This is a genomic window from Cohnella rhizoplanae (assembly GCF_948329515.1).
Lineage (GTDB): Bacteria > Bacillota > Bacilli > Paenibacillales > Paenibacillaceae > Cohnella > Cohnella rhizoplanae.
The window spans coordinates 25,948-43,955 of the sequence record NZ_CAOJCN010000022.1 but is presented as its reverse complement, the minus strand read 5'-3'; the positions used below and the strand labels follow the sequence as shown (position 1 = coordinate 43,955).

Annotated in this window: 14 protein-coding genes; 13 read left to right on the top strand and 1 reads right to left on the bottom strand. The window is 56.7% G+C overall.

Annotated elements, in window-relative coordinates; translation table 11 throughout:
* Positions 1 to 22 precede the first annotated feature (22 nt).
* From PQG80_RS23580 to PQG80_RS23560, 5 genes are all read left to right on the top strand, one after another.
* Positions 23 to 562 (top strand): NAD(P)H-dependent oxidoreductase, encoded by a 540-nt coding sequence (locus PQG80_RS23580; RefSeq protein WP_271754113.1) that lies wholly within the window; start codon positions 23 to 25, stop codon positions 560 to 562.
* Between the two features lie 37 nt (positions 563 to 599).
* Positions 600 to 1,337, top strand: coding sequence for an SDR family NAD(P)-dependent oxidoreductase (locus PQG80_RS23575; RefSeq protein WP_271754111.1), 738 nt, complete (start codon positions 600 to 602; stop codon positions 1,335 to 1,337).
* Positions 1,338 to 1,385: 48 nt separating this feature from the next.
* Positions 1,386 to 1,634, top strand: a complete 249-nt coding sequence (locus tag PQG80_RS23570) for a tautomerase family protein (protein WP_271754110.1) — start codon at positions 1,386 to 1,388, stop codon at positions 1,632 to 1,634.
* 202 nt (positions 1,635 to 1,836) lie between these two features.
* A complete protein-coding gene (locus PQG80_RS23565; protein ID WP_271754109.1) occupies positions 1,837 to 2,400 on the top strand; it encodes an RNA polymerase sigma factor in 564 nt (187 codons plus the stop codon).
* Positions 2,348 to 4,009, top strand: a complete 1,662-nt coding sequence (locus PQG80_RS23560; protein ID WP_271754107.1) for a DUF4179 domain-containing protein — start codon at positions 2,348 to 2,350, stop codon at positions 4,007 to 4,009. The genes PQG80_RS23565 and PQG80_RS23560 overlap by 53 nt, the downstream gene beginning before the upstream one ends.
* Positions 4,010 to 4,156: 147 nt before the next feature.
* Here PQG80_RS23560 and PQG80_RS23555 read toward each other — a convergent pair whose 3' ends face one another.
* Complete coding sequence (locus tag PQG80_RS23555) at positions 4,157 to 4,975, bottom strand: helix-turn-helix domain-containing protein (protein WP_271754106.1); 819 nt, start codon at positions 4,973 to 4,975, stop codon at positions 4,157 to 4,159.
* Between the two features lie 160 nt (positions 4,976 to 5,135).
* Between PQG80_RS23555 and PQG80_RS23550 the strand changes: the two genes are divergently transcribed.
* The 8 genes from PQG80_RS23550 to PQG80_RS23515 all read left to right on the top strand — a co-directional run bounded on the left by PQG80_RS23550 (position 5,136) and on the right by PQG80_RS23515 (position 17,892).
* Positions 5,136 to 7,391 (top strand): FAD-dependent oxidoreductase, encoded by a 2,256-nt coding sequence (locus PQG80_RS23550; RefSeq protein WP_271754104.1) that lies wholly within the window; start codon positions 5,136 to 5,138, stop codon positions 7,389 to 7,391.
* 87 nt (positions 7,392 to 7,478) lie between these two features.
* Positions 7,479 to 9,104, top strand: a complete 1,626-nt coding sequence (locus PQG80_RS23545; protein WP_271754103.1) for a response regulator — start codon at positions 7,479 to 7,481, stop codon at positions 9,102 to 9,104.
* Positions 9,101 to 10,846 carry a sensor histidine kinase gene (locus PQG80_RS23540; RefSeq protein ID WP_271754102.1) on the top strand — a complete coding sequence of 582 codons (1,746 nt, stop codon included), beginning with the start codon at positions 9,101 to 9,103 and terminating at the stop codon, positions 10,844 to 10,846. Before PQG80_RS23545 ends, PQG80_RS23540 begins: the two co-directional genes overlap by 4 nt.
* Before the next feature lie 129 nt (positions 10,847 to 10,975).
* Positions 10,976 to 11,878 carry an ABC transporter permease gene (locus tag PQG80_RS23535; protein ID WP_271754101.1) on the top strand — a complete coding sequence of 301 codons (903 nt, stop codon included), beginning with the start codon at positions 10,976 to 10,978 and terminating at the stop codon, positions 11,876 to 11,878.
* Positions 11,872 to 12,732, top strand: a complete 861-nt coding sequence (locus PQG80_RS23530) for a carbohydrate ABC transporter permease (RefSeq protein ID WP_271754100.1) — start codon at positions 11,872 to 11,874, stop codon at positions 12,730 to 12,732. The genes PQG80_RS23535 and PQG80_RS23530 overlap by 7 nt, the downstream gene beginning before the upstream one ends.
* 107 nt (positions 12,733 to 12,839) lie before the next feature.
* Entirely contained in the window at positions 12,840 to 14,396 is a 1,557-nt protein-coding gene (locus PQG80_RS23525) for an extracellular solute-binding protein (protein WP_334219844.1), read from the top strand.
* Between the two features lie 22 nt (positions 14,397 to 14,418).
* Positions 14,419 to 15,234, top strand: coding sequence for a phytanoyl-CoA dioxygenase family protein (locus tag PQG80_RS23520; RefSeq protein WP_271754099.1), 816 nt, complete (start codon positions 14,419 to 14,421; stop codon positions 15,232 to 15,234).
* A gap of 108 nt (positions 15,235 to 15,342) precedes the next feature.
* Complete coding sequence (locus tag PQG80_RS23515) at positions 15,343 to 17,892, top strand: golvesin C-terminal-like domain-containing protein (RefSeq protein ID WP_271754098.1); 2,550 nt, start codon at positions 15,343 to 15,345, stop codon at positions 17,890 to 17,892.
* Positions 17,893 to 18,008: the final 116 nt, after the last annotated feature.

Below are 18,008 nucleotides of genomic sequence, written 5' to 3'. Positions count from 1 at the left end.
CTAATGAAATGGAGCGAATCAAATGAAAACACTCGTCATCGTAGCGCATCCGAATTTGGAAGCATCCAACTGGAACAAAGCATGGGTCGAAGAACTGAAAAAGAACGGCGACATTACGATCCACGAGCTATACAAGGAATATCCAAGCGAGGATATCGACGTTCAGCGCGAGCAGCAGCTCGTCGAAGGGCATGACCGCATCATTTTTCAATATCCGCTTTTTTGGTACAATATGCCCCCGCTTCTCAAGAAATGGTTCGATACGGTCCTGCTGTACAACTGGGCTTACGGACCGGAAGCGACTGCGACAACCGGCAAAGAAATCGGCGTAGCCATCTCGACGTACGGCACGACCGAATCCTATCAGCCTCAAGGCTCCAACCGTTTTACGCTGGATCAGATATTGGCGCCGATTCAGGCAACCGCACGCTTCATCAACGCGATATACCTGCCTCACTTCGCGGTTAACGACACATCCGACGTGACGCCCGAGCGTTTGACGCAAAGCAGCAAGGCATACGTCGAGCACATTAGATCCGTTACATCCGTAACGGCCGCGTAATGAAGGACCATGAATAGAAAAGAGGTGCGTTCATAAGATGAGCAATCAAGGGAAAGTATATGTGATCACAGGCGGCAGCAGCGGACTGGGTAAGGCAATGGCCGTAGAACTAGTTAAGCGAGGCGCCAACGTCGTCATCAACGGACGCCGCGAACAAGCGCTGGCGGATGCCGCAATGTTTATCGATCCTACGGGCAAGCATGTGCATATCGTAGCCGGCGACGTTGCGGAACCTCAAGTCGCGCGGCGTCTCGTGGACGAAGCGCTGGCGCAATTCGGCCGCATCGACACCCTGATCAACAATGCGGGGATTTTTATCGCGAAGCCGTTCACGGAATATACCGAGGAAGAATTCACGACATACATCGGTACGAACGTGGCCGGCTTCTTCCATCTGACGCAGCATGCGATTGCGCAAATGCTGAAACAAGGTGTCGGCCACATCGTCAGCATCACGACAAGCCTAACCGATTCGCCGACGGAGCAAGTGCCTTCCGCGCTCGCGAACTTGACGAAGGGCGGTCTTAACTCCGCGACGAAAGCGCTGGCGATCGAGTACGCGAAGCGCGGCATCCGCGTGAATGCCGTATCGCCGGGCGTGATCAAAACGCCTATGCATGCAATTGAAACGCACGAATTCTTGTCCAAGCTGCATCCGATGGGACGAATGGGCGAGGAACAAGAGGTCGTCGAAGCGGTGCTGTACCTGGATTCGGCGCAGTTCGTAACAGGCGAAATCCTTCATGTGGACGGCGGCCAAAGCGCCGGCTTCTAAACATATCGGCGTAGCGCGGAAATTAAACACGAATGGAGAAGATCATTTATGCCGATCGTAAACATTCAGGTCACGCGAGAGGGAACGACGCCCGATCGCGATGCGGTGACGGCCGAAGAGAAAGCCGCTCTCATTAAAGGCGTAAGCGAGTTGCTGCTTAACGTGCTGAATAAACCGCTGGAATCGACGTTCGTCGTTATCGAAGAAGTCGACACCGACAACTGGGGCTGGGGCGGACTTCCGGCACTGGCGTATCGACAGAAGCTGGCTGCGCAAAAGGCAGACGCAGAAGGCTGATTGAATTCTAGCAGGTAAATGAGGCGAGGTTTGCTATTCGGAAGAATAGCAAACCTCGTTTTTTTGATTTGTCTGAGTTCGAGCTGCCGGTCCAAAAGCGTGCTAGTCTATTACTGATGATTCTTTACGCCGCGCAGGAAGCGAACCTTTTGTCCTTAAGCGTTGTTCAATATATAGGCGAGTTAAAAAGGGGGGATAAAGAATGCATGAACGAGAGCTTTTTGAAATGTACCGGAAAGAGGTGTATCGGACCTGCTATTTTATGCTTAACCATGCGGCGGATGCGGAGGATGCATGCCAAGACGTGTTTGTCTCCGTCTTCCGGCATGATTGGCGTCGGGTGGATTTTCTGCGGACGTGGATCATTCGGGTGACCGTGAACTGCTGTCTGAATTATATCAAGCAAAGCGAGCGGCGGACACGCCGAGAGAACAGACTGCAGCTTCTTAGCGTGAGCATGGTGGACAAGGCGGCTGAGACGGTTGCGGTGGAGCAGGAGTCGACACAGGACGTGCTGCGGCTTTTGCAGCGGTTGCCGAGCAAGCTGCGCGCGGCGGCGGCGCTTCGTTATATAAACGAATTCACCTTGACTGAAATTGCGGACATTCTTGGCGTTCCCGTAGGAACGGTCAAATCACGATTGAACAAATGCTTGAAGCTGATGAGAAAAGAATTGCAAAACGGCGACGTAGCGAAAGAGAGGAGCGGCGAATATGAGACAAACCGATCGGATAGAACGAATCTTTACTCGGTATCTAAGCGATGATGCACCACTGAAGGAACCGGATTTTGACGCGATGTGGGAGCGTATCGAGCAATCACGTTCCAATACTTCCGAGATGACTTCAGTGCTTCCGGTGCCCCCTTCTCCCCGGAGACGAGCATCCCGGACGGTGGTGCTAGCGACTGCGGCGGTGCTGCTAGCGGCAACTCCGGCTTTTGCTGCACTGTCGAACAAATGGGATTATATTACATACCGTTCGGGCGTCCGCTCGGCCTTGGAGCAGGGGCTCGGACAGCATATCGGAAAAACGATCTCCTTCGGCGACGCTAAGCTCACCCTCGACACCGCCGTTGTCGACGATAACCGGACGGTGCTGCTGTTCAGTCTGAACCTGCATCACGCCGATCCGCTCAGTTACCCGCGATTTTCCGACATGAAGCTGTCAGACAGCAAAGGCAACGTGATCGAGGGTGATCCGTTCTTCAGATGGAATCCGGAAGAAAAGAGGTGGCAAGGAGAATTCTCTACAGACTGGACGCCGGACAGCCTGCGAGCGGACGTGAAGCTTTCGGCCGAGAACCTGCTTATCTTCTCCGCTGCGCAGCGCGATATTTCCATCGATGCGGAGTATAACCGGAAGCAGACGATCGAGATCGGGCAGGATGGAATCGACCGACTTGTCGTGTTGCCTTTTACGCAAGGGGACAAGACGCTACTGTCCACTTCTGTGTTTTTCAGCGACAAGGAGGCGCAGAGCTGGTCTTATCCCAGCATCGGCGTATACGATGGAGCGGCGCAAGTCAAGGAACCGGTAACCGGCGCATTCGGCAAACCGGGAGACCAGGGAGAATATACCGGGTTGCAGTATTTTAACACAGCCGACCTGAAAACCGCGGCCGTTAAGTATAAGCTGAACTACACGAGAAAATCGGCCGGAATCGACGGAAGCTGGAGCTTAAACCTGCAGCTCGACAAGGAACGGATGCTAGACGGCACATCAACACGCCCGATCGATCAAATCGTGGAAACGGCGGCCGGGCCGATCGTGCTCAAGGAGATGACGATAACGCCTACCCAGATTCGCATTACGGGTACGCACGAGAAATACAAGTCGCTGAGCTTCAAGCAATTTAATTTGAATGTGAACGGGACGCAACTTAAAGGAGGTTTTCCTGACCAAAAACAGGGCGACAACTACGGCTTTACGCTCCGGTTTGAGCGGCAGCCCGGTCTCGTACTATCTGAGCAGACCCCTATTGCGCTTTATATGAAGTACGAAGTGACCGAGCGGCTCGACAAGAATCCGATTCATCTGGCAGGGATCAGCAGCGAGAAGAAGACGATCACTACTCAATTGGGCGGATACGCGGTCAACTGGACGTACTACAAGGAAAACGGCAATCTCTACATTGAAAGCGGCAGCGACGATCCGCGCTTCGGCGGCGTCAATCAAACTTATATGAAGGATGGCAAGCGAAGTCGGCCCGGCCGACCGGTGACGGCCAACTTTAATGGAGACGGCAACAACCGGATGATCGATATGTATAAAGACTTCGCGGGTACGGAGGCGGATATCTACATTTACTTCTATTCGACGGACGATCCCCACAAGGAATTGCGTATCGACTTGCCGAAATTTCCAGATGATTAGAAGCCGCTTGCCGTTATATAGGGCTGACCCTGATCCCATACTTTAATTTAAATAAGATTCCATAAACAAAAAAGCCGCCATAATCGCGGCTTTTTTGTTTATGGAATCCGGTGCGTGACACGCTGAATGGGTTTTGCTCATCCTTGCCTACAGCCTATTCAATCTACGGAATCGCGACGGGCTGACGCCGAGCCGTTTCGTGAAAATGCGGCTCAGATAGAATTCGTTCTCGTAGCCGCATGCCTCAGCGATCTGCCCCAGCGTCAGTTCGCTTTCCAGAAGCAGCGATTGCACTTTGTGCAGCCGCACGGAGATGAGATATTCGCGGGGCAAGTGGCCTGTCGCTCGGCGGAAAGAGCGCGTGAATTGGACCTGCGAGAGACCGAAACGGGCAGCTAACATTTTCAAGTTAAAGCTGCTTGCCGCAAAGGCATTCTCGCGAATGATGCGTTTCGCTTGCAACATCATGCTGCTCCGTTCATCAGATTCGGCTGGCAGCTTAACCCCGCCATCAGCCTCCTCCAAGTACATCAGCCACAGATCGGCGAGCAAATGCCTCTTGCTGCGTACAGCGAGTGCATGTTCGGCACCATTCCATTTACGCAACCGCAGATAGGTGGAAGACAGACGGCCGGAATCCTTGATGGACAGCAGGGTTTCAAGCATCGGCAATTCCCCGGACAACACGTCTCCCGTATCGTCGGACCAATCGAACAGAATGAAATGAAAGGACACCGGAGCGATGGCCTCGCGTATGAACGGGACGCTCGGCGGACACAGCACCAGATCGCCCCTGCCTGCCGTACCCTTCGCGCCGTTGATCTCGAACGAGAACAGCCCGTCCTCTACCGCAAAAACGGTCCAATGCGGATACGTATCCTCTCGCAGCAAAAACGCCTTCTTCTCGTGCCAATACCGGTGACTTACCAGCCATGGACGAAGATCCTCTTTGAAAAGTGTTCTCATGCCCTTCCCCCTCGATAGGCAGCGGATAAATCGCTCTTCTTTTCATTGTCGTATGAAATTAAGGATATGTATAGGTTGAATGACTGCATGTTCGTGATAAAGAGGAGCGGCTTATAATGAAGCCGATGAAATCGAGGATTACCTTATTGGAGGTTCGGATATGAGACAGGAGCAAGTGAATACGGACATCACCGTCATCGGCGGCGGGCTGGCAGGCGTCAATGCGGCGATAGCGGCAGCGCGGCTGGGCAGTACGGTGGCGCTGGTCCAGAACCGTCCTATGCTGGGCGGCAACTCGAGCAGCGAAGTGCGGGTATGGGTATGCGGCGCAACGGCCCATGGCACCAATCGCTATGCCCGGGAGACGGGTATCATGGGCGAGATGTTCTTGGAGAACCAGTTCCGCAACCCCGATGGAAATCCGTATTACTGGGATTTGGTTGTGCTCGAGGCGGTGCGGGCGGAGCCGAATATCCAGCTGTTCCTGAATACCGACGTACACGAGGTGGAAGCCGACGGACCCGCGGAGGAGCGGGTTATCCGTTCGGTCACGGGATGGATGATGGGATCGGAGCGGCGTATCCGCTTCGAGAGCAAGGCGTTTATCGACTGCACGGGGGATGGGCTCGTGGGGTATCTGGCAGGAGCGCGTTACCGGATCGGCCGCGAAGCGGCTAGCGAGTATCAGGAAGCGTGGGCGCCGGAGGAGGCGGATGATATCACGCTCGGCAGCACGCTGCTGTTCTACACCAAGGATGCCGGACATCCTGTGAAATACGTGCCGCCTAGCTTTGCCCGCGATATCGCCCAAACGACCATTCCGCTTAAGCGGGTCATCTCCACCGGCGACAACGGCTGCCGCTATTGGTGGATCGAATGGGGCGGCGAGATGGATATCGTGGACAGGAATGAAAACATTCGCGATGAACTGCAGGCGGCGATCTACGGCATATGGGATTACATCAAGAACTCCGGCAAGTTCGACGCAGAGCGGCTAACCCTGGAATGGGTCGGCTCATTGCCCGGCAAGCGGGAGTACCGCCGGTTCATCGGCGACTATATGCTCAATCAGAACGACATCCTCGGACAGACGACCTTTGCCGATCAGGTAGGATTCGGCGGCTGGTCCATCGATCTTCATCCGCCTCAAGGGATGTATTCGTCCGAGAAGGGCTCGAAGCACTATTTCGCCGATGGCTTGTATTCCATTCCGTTCCGCTCGCTGTATTCGGCCAATGTCAAGAACATGCTGATGGCCGGGCGCAATATCAGCGCCACCCATGTTGCCTTCGGGACCACCCGCGTGATGGCGACCTGCGCCATCATGGGGGAAGCCGCGGGGACGGGCGCCTCGCTATGCGCCGCCAAGGGCGTAACGCCGCGGGAGCTGCACCGCAGCCATCTCGAGGAGCTGCAGCAGACGATGCTGCGACAGGATGCCTCGATACTAGGCATCGCCAACGAGGACGATAGGGACTTGGCGAGGCGGGCGGCGATTGCGGCATCCAGCACCCGTACGGTCATCTCCGTCGAATCGCCGGCCATTCCGGTCCCTCTTGCGCGCGATGTCGCCGTCCTGTTCCCCGTCGAACCCGAGCTCGCAGGCGTAGGGTGGCTTGCGGATGTGGCCCGCGATGCCGAGCTCACCGTCGAACTGTGGTCGACCGGCAGGCCGGAAAATTATGTACCGCAGGCTCGGGTAGCCACGGCTTCCGTGAAAGCTGAGGCGGGCGAGCGGCAATGGATAAACTTCGATATCGCCTGGCGGCCCGAGACCGCGCAAAATGCATTCCTCATCCTCAAGGCCAACGACGCCGTCACCGTCTATCAGGCGGATAAACCTTGCTCCGGCGTTCTCGCCTTCTACAAAGGCGGCACGCCGATCGTCGATCCGAAGCTCGGCGACCGTCAGCCTCCGCAACCGGTGTCTCAATGGAGCATGGACGGAAAGGCGCGGCAGCCGCTATGCTTCCGCGTAGCGTCCGCGACAGATGCGTATGCAGCGGTGAAGCTGACGGACGGCTATCGCCGACCCTATGGCGGACCGCATACGTGGGTGTCGGAGCCCATGGCTGCCGGCCGCGAGGAATGGGCGGAGCTCGTCTGGGATACGCCGGTTGCGGTCGCCTCAGTCCAGGTGGTTTTTAACGACGATGTGAACGAAGACCTCGTCAATCTGCATCACCATCGGACGCCATTCGAGGTCGTCCCGGAGCTCGTCAAGGATTACCGGCTCGAAGCCAAGCGGGGCGGCGAATGGTTCATACTCGCGCGCGTAGCGGACAACCGCAAGCGGACCCGAACGCATACGTTCGCAAAGCAGGTGCAGGTAGAGGCGCTCCGGCTGGTTATCGAAGCAACGAACGGAAGCGAGTCGGCGGAGGTCGTAGAAATTCGGGTTTACGGCGGAGCATGAACATAAAATAAAAACATTAGAGCGGGTAGGCGACTCGACATACTTTTTATCGTTGAAACCGGACAATGGTAAAAAGGGGGCGTTAGGATGAGTAAGCCGATTGGCGTGTTGATCGTCGACGACGAATATCCGATCCGGGAGGAACTGCGCGCGTTCCCGTGGGAAGCCTGCGACGCGATTCTCATCGGCGAGGCGGAGAACGGCGAGGAGGCGCTGGCCCTGTGCGATAAACATTCGCCGGACATAGTCGTAACCGATATTACGATGCCGATCATGGACGGCTTGACCTTCATCCGCGAGCTGCGCAAAAACCATCCGGTCGCGCAAATTATCCTGCTGACCTGCCACAGCGATTTCGGATATGCGAGGGAAGCGATCGCGCTCGGGGCGTCGGATTATATCCTGAAGGTATCGCTGGACGAAGAAGAGCTGAAGCGGGCGCTGCGCAAAGCCAGGGAGAAGCTGCTGCGCGAACGGGGGCATCTCGACAAAGAGAGGCTGTCCCGAAAGCTCAAGGCGTCACAACGATTGGAAACGCTGCTAAAGGAGCAACGAATCGCGAGCGGCAGCGAGCGGCTGTCGGCGCAGGCTGCGCTATCCGCCGACGACTGGGCGTCGCTGGGGGTTGCGGAAGATGAGTTCCCCTTGCGGTTCGTCCTCCTGCGAATGACGGCGCCGGAGGACGAAGGCCGGATCGCGCAGGACGCCGTTCAGGAGGGGCTGCTCGAGTTCGAACGGCGTACGCCGACCTGCAAGGCTTGGTGGCCGATGAGAGGCGGCGAATACGCCGTATGGTTATCGGAAGCCGACGAGGAGCCGGCCGATGCGAGCCCCCGCTTGGAACGACTATTAGGAGAGCTGCTGGCCGAGACCGAGAGCAAAGAGACGCCGCTTGTCGGGAAGCAAGCCCTTGCGCTATCCGCGACGGTGGGAGGCTTGGCCCAAAGCCGGGCGGATGTCTTGGCGCTTCTGGAGAGCGCGTCTTGGTGGAAGGAAGCCGATTTTTACGATGCGGCTCCGTCGCTGCCGTCCGGCATTACGATCGGCTCGCCTCGGCCGCTCTCTGAGCTTGCGACCGAGCATCGCCGCCATCTGTCCGGCTTGCTCGGCCAAGCCGGGATGGATGCCGATCGTCTCTTGCGGACGATGCACGGCGTCGTCGCGCCGTGGTGCGCGGAACGCCGTTTTCGCCCCGCCGCCCTCAAACGATGGCTCGCCGGCTGGACATCCGATTGGCTGTCGCGTTCGCGTCCGGGCAGTCCCGATCCGCTTGTCGAACTCGCCGGCGCTTCGGACTGGCGCGAGCTTCAGGCACGGTGGAGCGGCATCGTACGCGCCGTCCCCGAAGCAGGACCGCGCCGCGAGATCGTCGAAGCGCGGGCATGGATTCAGTCGCATTTGCAGGAACCGCTGTCGCTGCCGATCGTCGCACAGCGAATCGGCCTGCGGCCCGAGTACTTCGGCAGGCTGTTCAAGGAAGAGACCGGGGAGTCGGTGCATCAGCTCGTGCTCCGGCTGCGGATGGAGAAAGCGCTGAAGCTGCTGCGGGAGTCCAACATGAAGGTCTATGAAGTCGCGGAGGCGGTAGGGATTCCGAACTATCGCTACTTCACTTCAACGTTCCGCAACTGGGCGGGAGCGGCGCCTACTGACGTGAAGCGGCTGGGTTATCAAGCCGAACGAAGCGGAAACGAGAAGGAGAACCGCACATGAAGCTCATCGGCCGGTTTAACCATATGGGGATCGCCACGAAGCAGTTTTTTTATTTATTCCTGGTCACGCTGCTTCTCTTTCTTCTCCTGGCATGGAGCAACCTGAGCGAAGCGGAGACGCTGCTCAAGGATCAGGTCACGAAGGATGCGGAGCTGCTCGTGGCAAGGACGAATCAATACATCGACGCCACGCTGGACAACGTCGAAAACATTCTCCTGCTGCTCTCGACGAGACAGGACCTGCTTGCGGCCGGCAGCGAGACCGAGGCGGTCCGCACGCTGCAGAGCTTCGCCGACTATAACAGCTCCGTCGTCCGGACGCTGTACTTCGTGCGGAGCGACGGCAAAGTCTTGTCTAATACGCAGGTGAACTACGACATAATCGGAAATCCCCATCTGAGGGAGCTGTACGACCAGGCGCTTGACAACTACGGGTCGATCCAGGTGAGCGAACCGTACATTTCGCCGCTGTCGGGCCGGACGCTCGCTTATATGATGCCGGTCAAAGACCGGAACAATGAAGTCCAGGGCGTCATCATCGCCGAACTGGGCCTCGATCTCCTCGTATCCCGCATCTCTCCGCTGATCTACCAATCCTTCACGCTGGTCACCGCAAGCGGGAATGTCATCAACCGGATGGAAGCGGGAGAACGGCTGCTCCCCGTCATGCCGTGGACTTATCCGCCCGAGCTGCTTCCCGAGTTTACGGCGAAGCTGCCCGACCTGAAGATCGGAGCGGACAATATGACCGTAAAAGAAGAGAGACTGATCGCCGTAAAATCGGCGAAAAACCGGCTGGGCTGGTCGCTCATCGCTTTTATCCCGGAGGACAGCTTCTACAAGGATTTGCAGCCGCTCTACGGCAATTACCGCAATGCGACCATGCTCTGGGTCGTTATACTGCTATTCAGCGCCTATATGCTGTCGCGTACGCTGACGAGGCCGATCCGCGGACTCGTGAACAAGATGGACCGTCTGCATGACTTCCAGGTCGTCTCCAAGCTGCCGGAGAATCGCAGCGACGAGATCGGTAGGCTTGCGAGAAGCTTCAACGCGATGCTGGCGCGTATCCAGCATCTGCTTCACGAGACGAGGCACGCGGAGGAACAAAAGAAGGAGTACGAGCTCAAGATGCTGCGCAGTCAAATCGCGCCTCATTTTTTGTACAATACGCTGGCTTGCATCAGCAGCATGGCCAAGCAGCGGAAGATCGACGATGTCCGGCAGACGATCCGTTCGCTGGTCGGCCTGCTGACGTTCAGCTTCGACAAGCAGGGCGAGTTCGTCACGCTGGAGGAGGAGATCGAAGGCCTTCGCATGTACATGCACATCCAGCAAGTTCGTTACGGCTCTAAATACAGCTGCCGGATCGAAGTCGAGCCGCAGCTGCTGCAGCAGCGAATATTGAAGCTGACCCTGCAGCCCCTCGTCGAAAACGCGTTGTTCCATGGCCTTGCGCCGAAGGGAGGAGGCAGCGTCGTCGTCACGGGAAACGTGCATGACGGGAGGCTGCGCCTGTACATCCGCGACGATGGCGCAGGCATGAGCCCCGGCGATATCCGGAACGTCTACCGCAAGCAGACAGCCGAGCCTTCCCGGCATTCCTTCACCGGCATCGGCCTCGCGAACGTCCATGAACGCATTCGCATCCATTTCGGCGAGCCTTATGGCCTGCGCATCGCCGGACGGAAAGGCGTCGGCACCGTCGTGCGCGTCGAGCTTCCGATGTCCCTCCATAGTTAAATGAGGATGAGGGTTGGAAAATCGAACACTTTTACTGGAATTGCGCATAACAGGGAGGACCGAGTGAGTCATACACTAATCTCAGACAACGCTTACATCCGAAGCCGAGCGATCTGAGAGGAGGAAAGTATGGCGCTAACTGCCCTGCGAAAATATTGGCCTTTTTATGTCATGCTGCTGCCCGGCGTATTATTTTACCTCGTCTTCCGGTACTTTCCGATGTACGGCATGATCATCGCGTTCAAGGATTTCTCGTTGATGGACGGCATCCTGCGCAGCCCCTGGGCGAATCCCTGGTACAAGCATTTCGAGACGTTCTACCAGTCGCCCTACTTCGGGGAATTGCTGAGGAATACGCTGTTGATCAGCCTATACAAGCTCGTCTGGGGCACCATCCCGCCGATCCTGCTCGCGCTGCTGCTGAACGAGTGCCGGATCCGCTGGCTCCGCGCCATCGTGCAGACGCTGACTTATATGCCGCATTTTCTGTCCTGGGTGATCATCTTCGGTATCCTGATCGCGCTGTTCTCGCAAAACGGCGGCATCGTCAACCGCTGGATCGTCGAGGCCGGCGGAAGCTCCTATCCGTTCCTCACGTCGACCCATACGTTTCGAAGCGTGCTCGTCGGCTCGGAGGTTTGGCAGAATCTCGGATGGGGCGCGATTATCTATCTGGCGGCCATGGCGGGCATCGATCCGACGCTGTACGAAGCGGCAAAAGTCGATGGCGCGGGCAGGCTCCGCATGATCTGGCACATTACGATCCCGGGTATCCGGAGCGTGATCATCCTGCTCTTTATATTAAAGCTGGGCCATCTGCTCGATGCCGGCTTTGATCAGATTTATATTCTCTACAACATCCAGGTTTACCCGGTCGCGGATATCTTGGACACCTGGGTGTACCGCACGGGTCTTCAGCAGCTGAACTTCAGCCTCGCCTCCGCCGTCGGATTGTTCAAGTCGCTGATCGGCATGGCGCTTGTCCTGCTTGCGAACAACGTGGCGAAGAGATGGGGGGAAGGGATATGGTAAAGGGCCTGGATGACAAAATCTTCAACGTCGCCGTTTATGCCATTCTCGTATTTTGCGCCCTGCTCGCCATATTTCCGATTCTGTACGTCGTCTCCGTATCGATCACGCCCTTCGGAGAGGTGCTCCGCAACGGCGGATTCATCCTCATCCCCAGAGACGTGACGTTCTCGGCGTACAAGACGCTGCTGACGCAGTCGAATCTGCCGCAGGCGTTCAAGATTACCGTGCTGATCACCGTCGTCGGCACCGCGATCAATCTGATATTAACGGGCCTGATGGCGTATCCGCTCAGCCGCAAAAATCTGCCCGGACGCCGGCTCGTGTTGCTAATGATCGTCTTTACGCTTATCTTCAGCGGCGGACTCATTCCGACCTACCTGATCGTCAAGTCCGTCGGATTGATCGACTCGGTCTGGGCGATGATTCTGCCGAACGCCATCTGGAGCTTCAACGTCCTGATCATGAAAAGCTTTTTCGAAGGATTGCCCGAGGAGCTGTTCGAATCCGCCCGCTTGGACGGGGCCAAAGAATTCCGCATCCTGTTCCAGATCGTAGCGCCGCTGTCGATTCCCGTGATCATGACCATCGGTTTGTTCTACCTCGTCGGCCACTGGAACGAATTTTTCCAGGCTATATTCTACGTGACCGACCGGACGCTGTTCCCGCTGCAGGTGATCGTGCGGGAGATTCTGATGCAGAGCCAGCAGCCGCTCGAGAATGCCGACAATATCACGCCCACGCAGACCATGCAGATGGCCTCCGTTATGATCGCCAGCCTGCCCGTGCTTATCGTTTATCCGTTTATCCAAAAGTACTTTACGAAGGGTATGCTGCTCGGCTCGATCAAAGGGTAAAGCGGCCGCCGTCCGGTTACTGGCCAGACGGAAGGCGGCCGCTCCAATATAGCGTATGAAAGGGGTTCGCCATGTCCTCGAATTCAATGAAACGGACTTCCGCAATCTTGACGTCATTCGCGCTGCTAGCCGCCGTCGTCTCAGGGTGCGGCAACGGAGGCGACAGCGAAGCCTCGTCGTCGCCTTCAAGCTCGCCGTCTGCATCGCCGGCTGCATCGCCCTCGGCAAGCACCGATTCCGCATCTCCCTCGGCAAGCGGCGCTTCCGGAAAAAAGATCAAGCTGGAGGTCATTGAAGTCGGCAATAATCTGCCAACGCCGGATCAGGACATTATCAAGAAGGAATTGGACCAAGCGCTGAACGTCGATTTTAACCTGACCGTATACGGATCCGGCGACGACTACAAAAATCAGCTGAACGTCCGGATGGCATCCGGCAACTTTCCGGATTTGTTCGCGCTCGACCGGCAGCAGCTGCTCGAATTTTCCAAGCAGGGACTCCTTCTGGATCTAACGCCCTATATGGACCGGCTTGGGCAGGTCAAGGATTTTATCGGAGAGGAAAACGTCAAGAAGGGGGCGGTCGACGGGAAAATTTACGCAATATCCAAAAGCTCGCAAATTCCTTACAACACGTACTTCATCCGCAAGGATTGGCTCGCCAGTCTGAATCTGGAGGTGCCGAAAACCATTGAGGACTTGAAGGCCGTCGCAGCCGCCTTTACGAACGACGATCCGGACAAGAACGGCAAGAAGGATACGTTCGGCCTAACGGGAGCCGAGCTGAACGGGGCGTTCGCGCCGGTATTCGGCGCCTTCGGCGTCGGCAGCCCGGGCTCGGTCTACGAAAAAGACGGCAAGATCGTGAACGCGCTGTACGATCCGGACATGAAGGCCGCGCTCGCCTTCATCAAGGATATGATCGCGACGGGCTCCGTCGATCCGGAGCTGCTCGCCAACACGGCGCTGCAGCACCAGGAGAAGGCGTTCAAAGGCCAGGCCGGCATTGTCTGGATCGACTGGCCGAACATGACGAAGGAGAACATGATCGAGCAGATCAAGGCGGTTAATCCGAACGCGGAATGGATTCCGATCGAGCCGCCGGCAGGTCCTGCCGGAAAATTCGACGGATCCTGGGAAATCGGCAATACGCCGGGACGGTACGCGATCCCGAAGGCGCTCGAGAAGGACCCGGAAAAGCTGCAGCGCGTGTTCGATCTGCTGAATTACGTGTCCGATCCGAAAGGCGGATCGCTGCTCGTGCAGTTCGGCGTCGAAGGAACGCACTATACGAAGGACGGCGACAAAGTCGTGATGACGGATAAGGCGAGCGAAGTCGGCTATTCGTGGCTGTATCAGTTTACCGGCCGTCCCGAAATGAGTTACCTGCAGACCAAATTCGTGCCGCAGGCTGAATTTATCAAATTCGCCAACAATCAGCCGAGAATTCAAACGTTGAATGGCTTCGTGGATATGCCCGAGGGTTACGTCGCCTCCGACGCCGACCGGTATATCAAAGAGGAGCTGGCGAAGTTTGCGTACGGGCAGCGGGATCTCGGCGAGTACGACAAATTCCTGAAGACGCTGGAGACGACGATGCAGTATAAGCTGTTCATGGATGCGGCTCAAGAGCAGCTCGCCGCGCTCGGCTACGGAAGCAAGTGATTAAAGCTGGAGGTGCGCGGACGTGAATCAAGAGAGCGAACGCATACAGTTGGATATACCGGCGTTGAAAAGCCAGTTCGAGGAACAAGGCTATCTGCTGCTGCCCGGCATCTTAAACGAGGATCGGGTACGGCGGCTGAACGAAGCGGTGGACGCCGTCTTGGCGGAGGAAGAGGAGAGTCTGTCTTACAATATTTATAACAGCGTGGAACGTCATCCGGCGTTTCTATCTCTGATCGACGAGCCGACGATTCTGCCGCTGGTCGTTAACCTGCTAGGCTACAATATCCAACTCCACATCTCGCATCTGACGGTGAGAAAGCCGAATCCCGAGCTGAAGAAGACGGCGACGAGCAGCTTTATCGATTGGCATCAGGACGGTCCGCATCCGAAGTTCCCGAAAACGAACGGACTGACCGCGACGTACTATATTAAGGTCTGCTACGTGCTGAGCGATATGTCGGAGCCGAACCGCGGCAATACGAAGCTGATCCCGGGAAGTCATAGAAAGCCCTTTAACCCCAATCATAAAGACGTCAAAATCGCGCTCGAGGATGAGGTGCAGCTGTGCGGCAAACCCGGAGATGCGTTCTTGTTCGCGCAGAACGTATGGCACGCAGGCGCTCCGAATACGTCTTCGTTTACCCGCCGTCAGCTGTTCATGGGCTACAGTCCGATCTGGATGCGGCCGATCGATTATCATCAAGCGTCCGGGAAGCTGCTCGAAGGCGCGGACCCGATCCGGCGTCAGCTGCTCGGCGAGATCAGCGACGACAAGTTCAAGTATTACGTTCCGCAGGAATCCATGGTGCCGCTCAAGGCGCTGTACCAGGTCTGATGAACCCGCAGATTATTTCGCAGAAAGCACTGCAGACGAATCCCGTCTACCGTGCTTTCTTTTTTTATCCTTGCGATAAGCAAGACACTATGGGGAGGCGAATACATCATGGAAACCCGTCATCCGTTTCGTTTTTGGCCGCTCCTCCTGGCCTTCGTATTGACAGCCGGTTTTCTCCCTGCCGCGGGCACACACGGCGAATCTCCCGGAACCGTGCTCCGGACCGGCAACTATTATTACAGCCTTGCGCCGAACGCGGGGAATTCCCCGGACTACAACGCAACGGGCATCATCCCGGCGTCGACGGGCAAGCTGCTCGACGGATCGACGACGACCTATGCAGGATGGATGGGTAACGGAAGCTTGCCCGGCACGGTTCAGGTCGTCATCGATCTGCTCAAGGATTATCCGCTGGACCGGATCAACGTCGTCATGAATTCACCCAATGCTTACTGGGGATTCAAGGAAATCAACGTTAAATACCGGTCGGAGGCGAATGCGGACTATTATTATCTTGCGGGAAAACACGTCAAAACCGGAACCGCGCTCAATTACGCCGTAAACTTTCCGCTTCATGACGCGGCCGCCCGGTTTATCGTCATCGACATGAAGCGGTCTCATGCCTACCAGCACATTCCGCTGAGCGAGGTGCAGATTTATCGCGGCGTCGGCGAGGAAGGGCAAAGTCCCGGACCTGCGCTCACCATTCCGCATCTGCAGGCCGAGATGAAAAAGGACGCCTTAATGGCGGACCGGTATGGGCAGTGGATCTATGAGGACTGGCCGGGCAAGGTGACGTCGGACGCGCAGCTGCAGCAGGAGTATGCGGCAGAAGCCGCCGCGCTCGCGGACGTCGAGCTGGATTCGGATATCTACGATCCGTACGGGGGATTTAAAGAGATGGAGATGCAAACCGCAAGCGGTTACTTCAGGCTTCAGCAAATCGACGGCATCTGGTGGTTTATAACGCCCGACGGGTACCCGTTTATTTTGAAAGGCGTCGATGCCACCAGCATCTGGGAATGGGGATACGGAACGCCGCTGAAAAAAGCGGACGGGACGCCCCGAAGGGTGTTCGAGGAGCTCCCCGACCCGACTCTCTATGCGGATGCCTACTTCAATGACGCCAACGGCGAACGGGTCAGCTTCGTGACGGCCAACGTGATGCGAAAATACGGCAGCGATTATGAGACCAAGTGGGAGGATATCACGAAAAAGCGATTGATCGATTGGGGGTTCAACGCGTTCAGCAAGTGGACGATGCCGAATACGATTACGTTTCCTTATATTTGGGTGCTGCAAGACCCGCCCACGCTGAGAAAAATCGACTGGGCGTACGATGTGTTCGATCCGCAGGCCGAATCGATCATCGAGGCTGCGAACCAGCAGCAGCTCCAAGCGGCGGCGAACGATCCTTGGCTCATCGGGTACACGTATGACAACGAGGCCGGCTGGAATGCCGATATCGTCGGCAAGGTACTGGGTTTCGGCGCGGATTCGCCCGCGAAGGCAAGGTTCGTCGAGATGTTCGCCGAGCGGCATAACCAGAATCTCGCGGAGGTTAATCAGCTATTAGGAACGAACGCGTCATCGTTCGAAGCTTTGAAAGCGGTTCCGATCTCGCTGTCCAAGGTCCCGGCCGCGGACGTATCGGCCTATATCAAGCTGGCGGCCAACCAATTTTACACGACGATCAAGACCATCATCGCCCGGTACGACACGAACCATTTGTTTCTCGGCTCGGCGATCGTTCCGACTTGGCGCACCAGCCTCGATTGGGATGCGGCAGCGATGGAATTCGTCGACGCGTTCTCCGTCGACAACTATACGAACGACCCCAATTGGATCGCAAGATATCAGGGCTTCGGCAAACCATTGCTCAACCTGGAATATACGTTCAGCGCGCCTCTGCACGGTCTGTCTGCGGTAAATGTGGCAACGAGCGTTCCGACGATCGCGGACAGGGGACTTAGCTACAAAGCTTTTGTGGAAGGTCAATTGCGTAATCCGCTGTTCGTGGGCTCCGGGTGGTTCTCTTACTATGATCAAGCCGTAAGCGGACGGAGGGATGGCGAGAATTACAACATCGGACTGCTCAACCAGCAGGATCAGCCCTATGCCGATATGATAAGCGTCATGAAAACGACCAATGCCGGTCTGGAAGCCGTTCACCTGAGCGCCACGGATCCGAATGAGCCGGAGGATCCGATTGACCTTATCGTCGACAATCGGGACGCCGGATTTGCCGCCAGCGCGGGCTGGGTGACGAGCACCTACTCGGCATCCCGCTTTGGAGAAGACTATGTCCACAACAACAAAGTGTCGGGCAAGCAGGCGACGTGGACGCCGACCGTGACGGTTCCGGGCGAGTACAATGTCTATATGCTATGGAATGCAAGCGCGGACCGTACGGCATCCGCCCATCTGGAAATTGCCTATGACGGCGGGATCGATACGACGAAAACCGTGAATCAGCAGACGAACGGCAATCAATGGGTATGGATCGGCGCATACCCGTTCGAGACAGGGACGGATCAGTATGTAAAAATAACGTCCACGTCCCAGTATACGATTGCCGACGCCGTTAAATTCTCATTCGCCTCCACGGATCCATTCGGCGAGACGCATGCGCCGACAGCGTCCGAGGTTCCCGGGTGAGGTAATCGAGGGGGCTGTCCTGAATTCATCCCCATGACCGAAGGACGGCTCCTTCGCTGCTTCCGTGCTTCAGGGAAGCGAACATATGGCGGCCCACCAGCCGTCATTCAGCAACT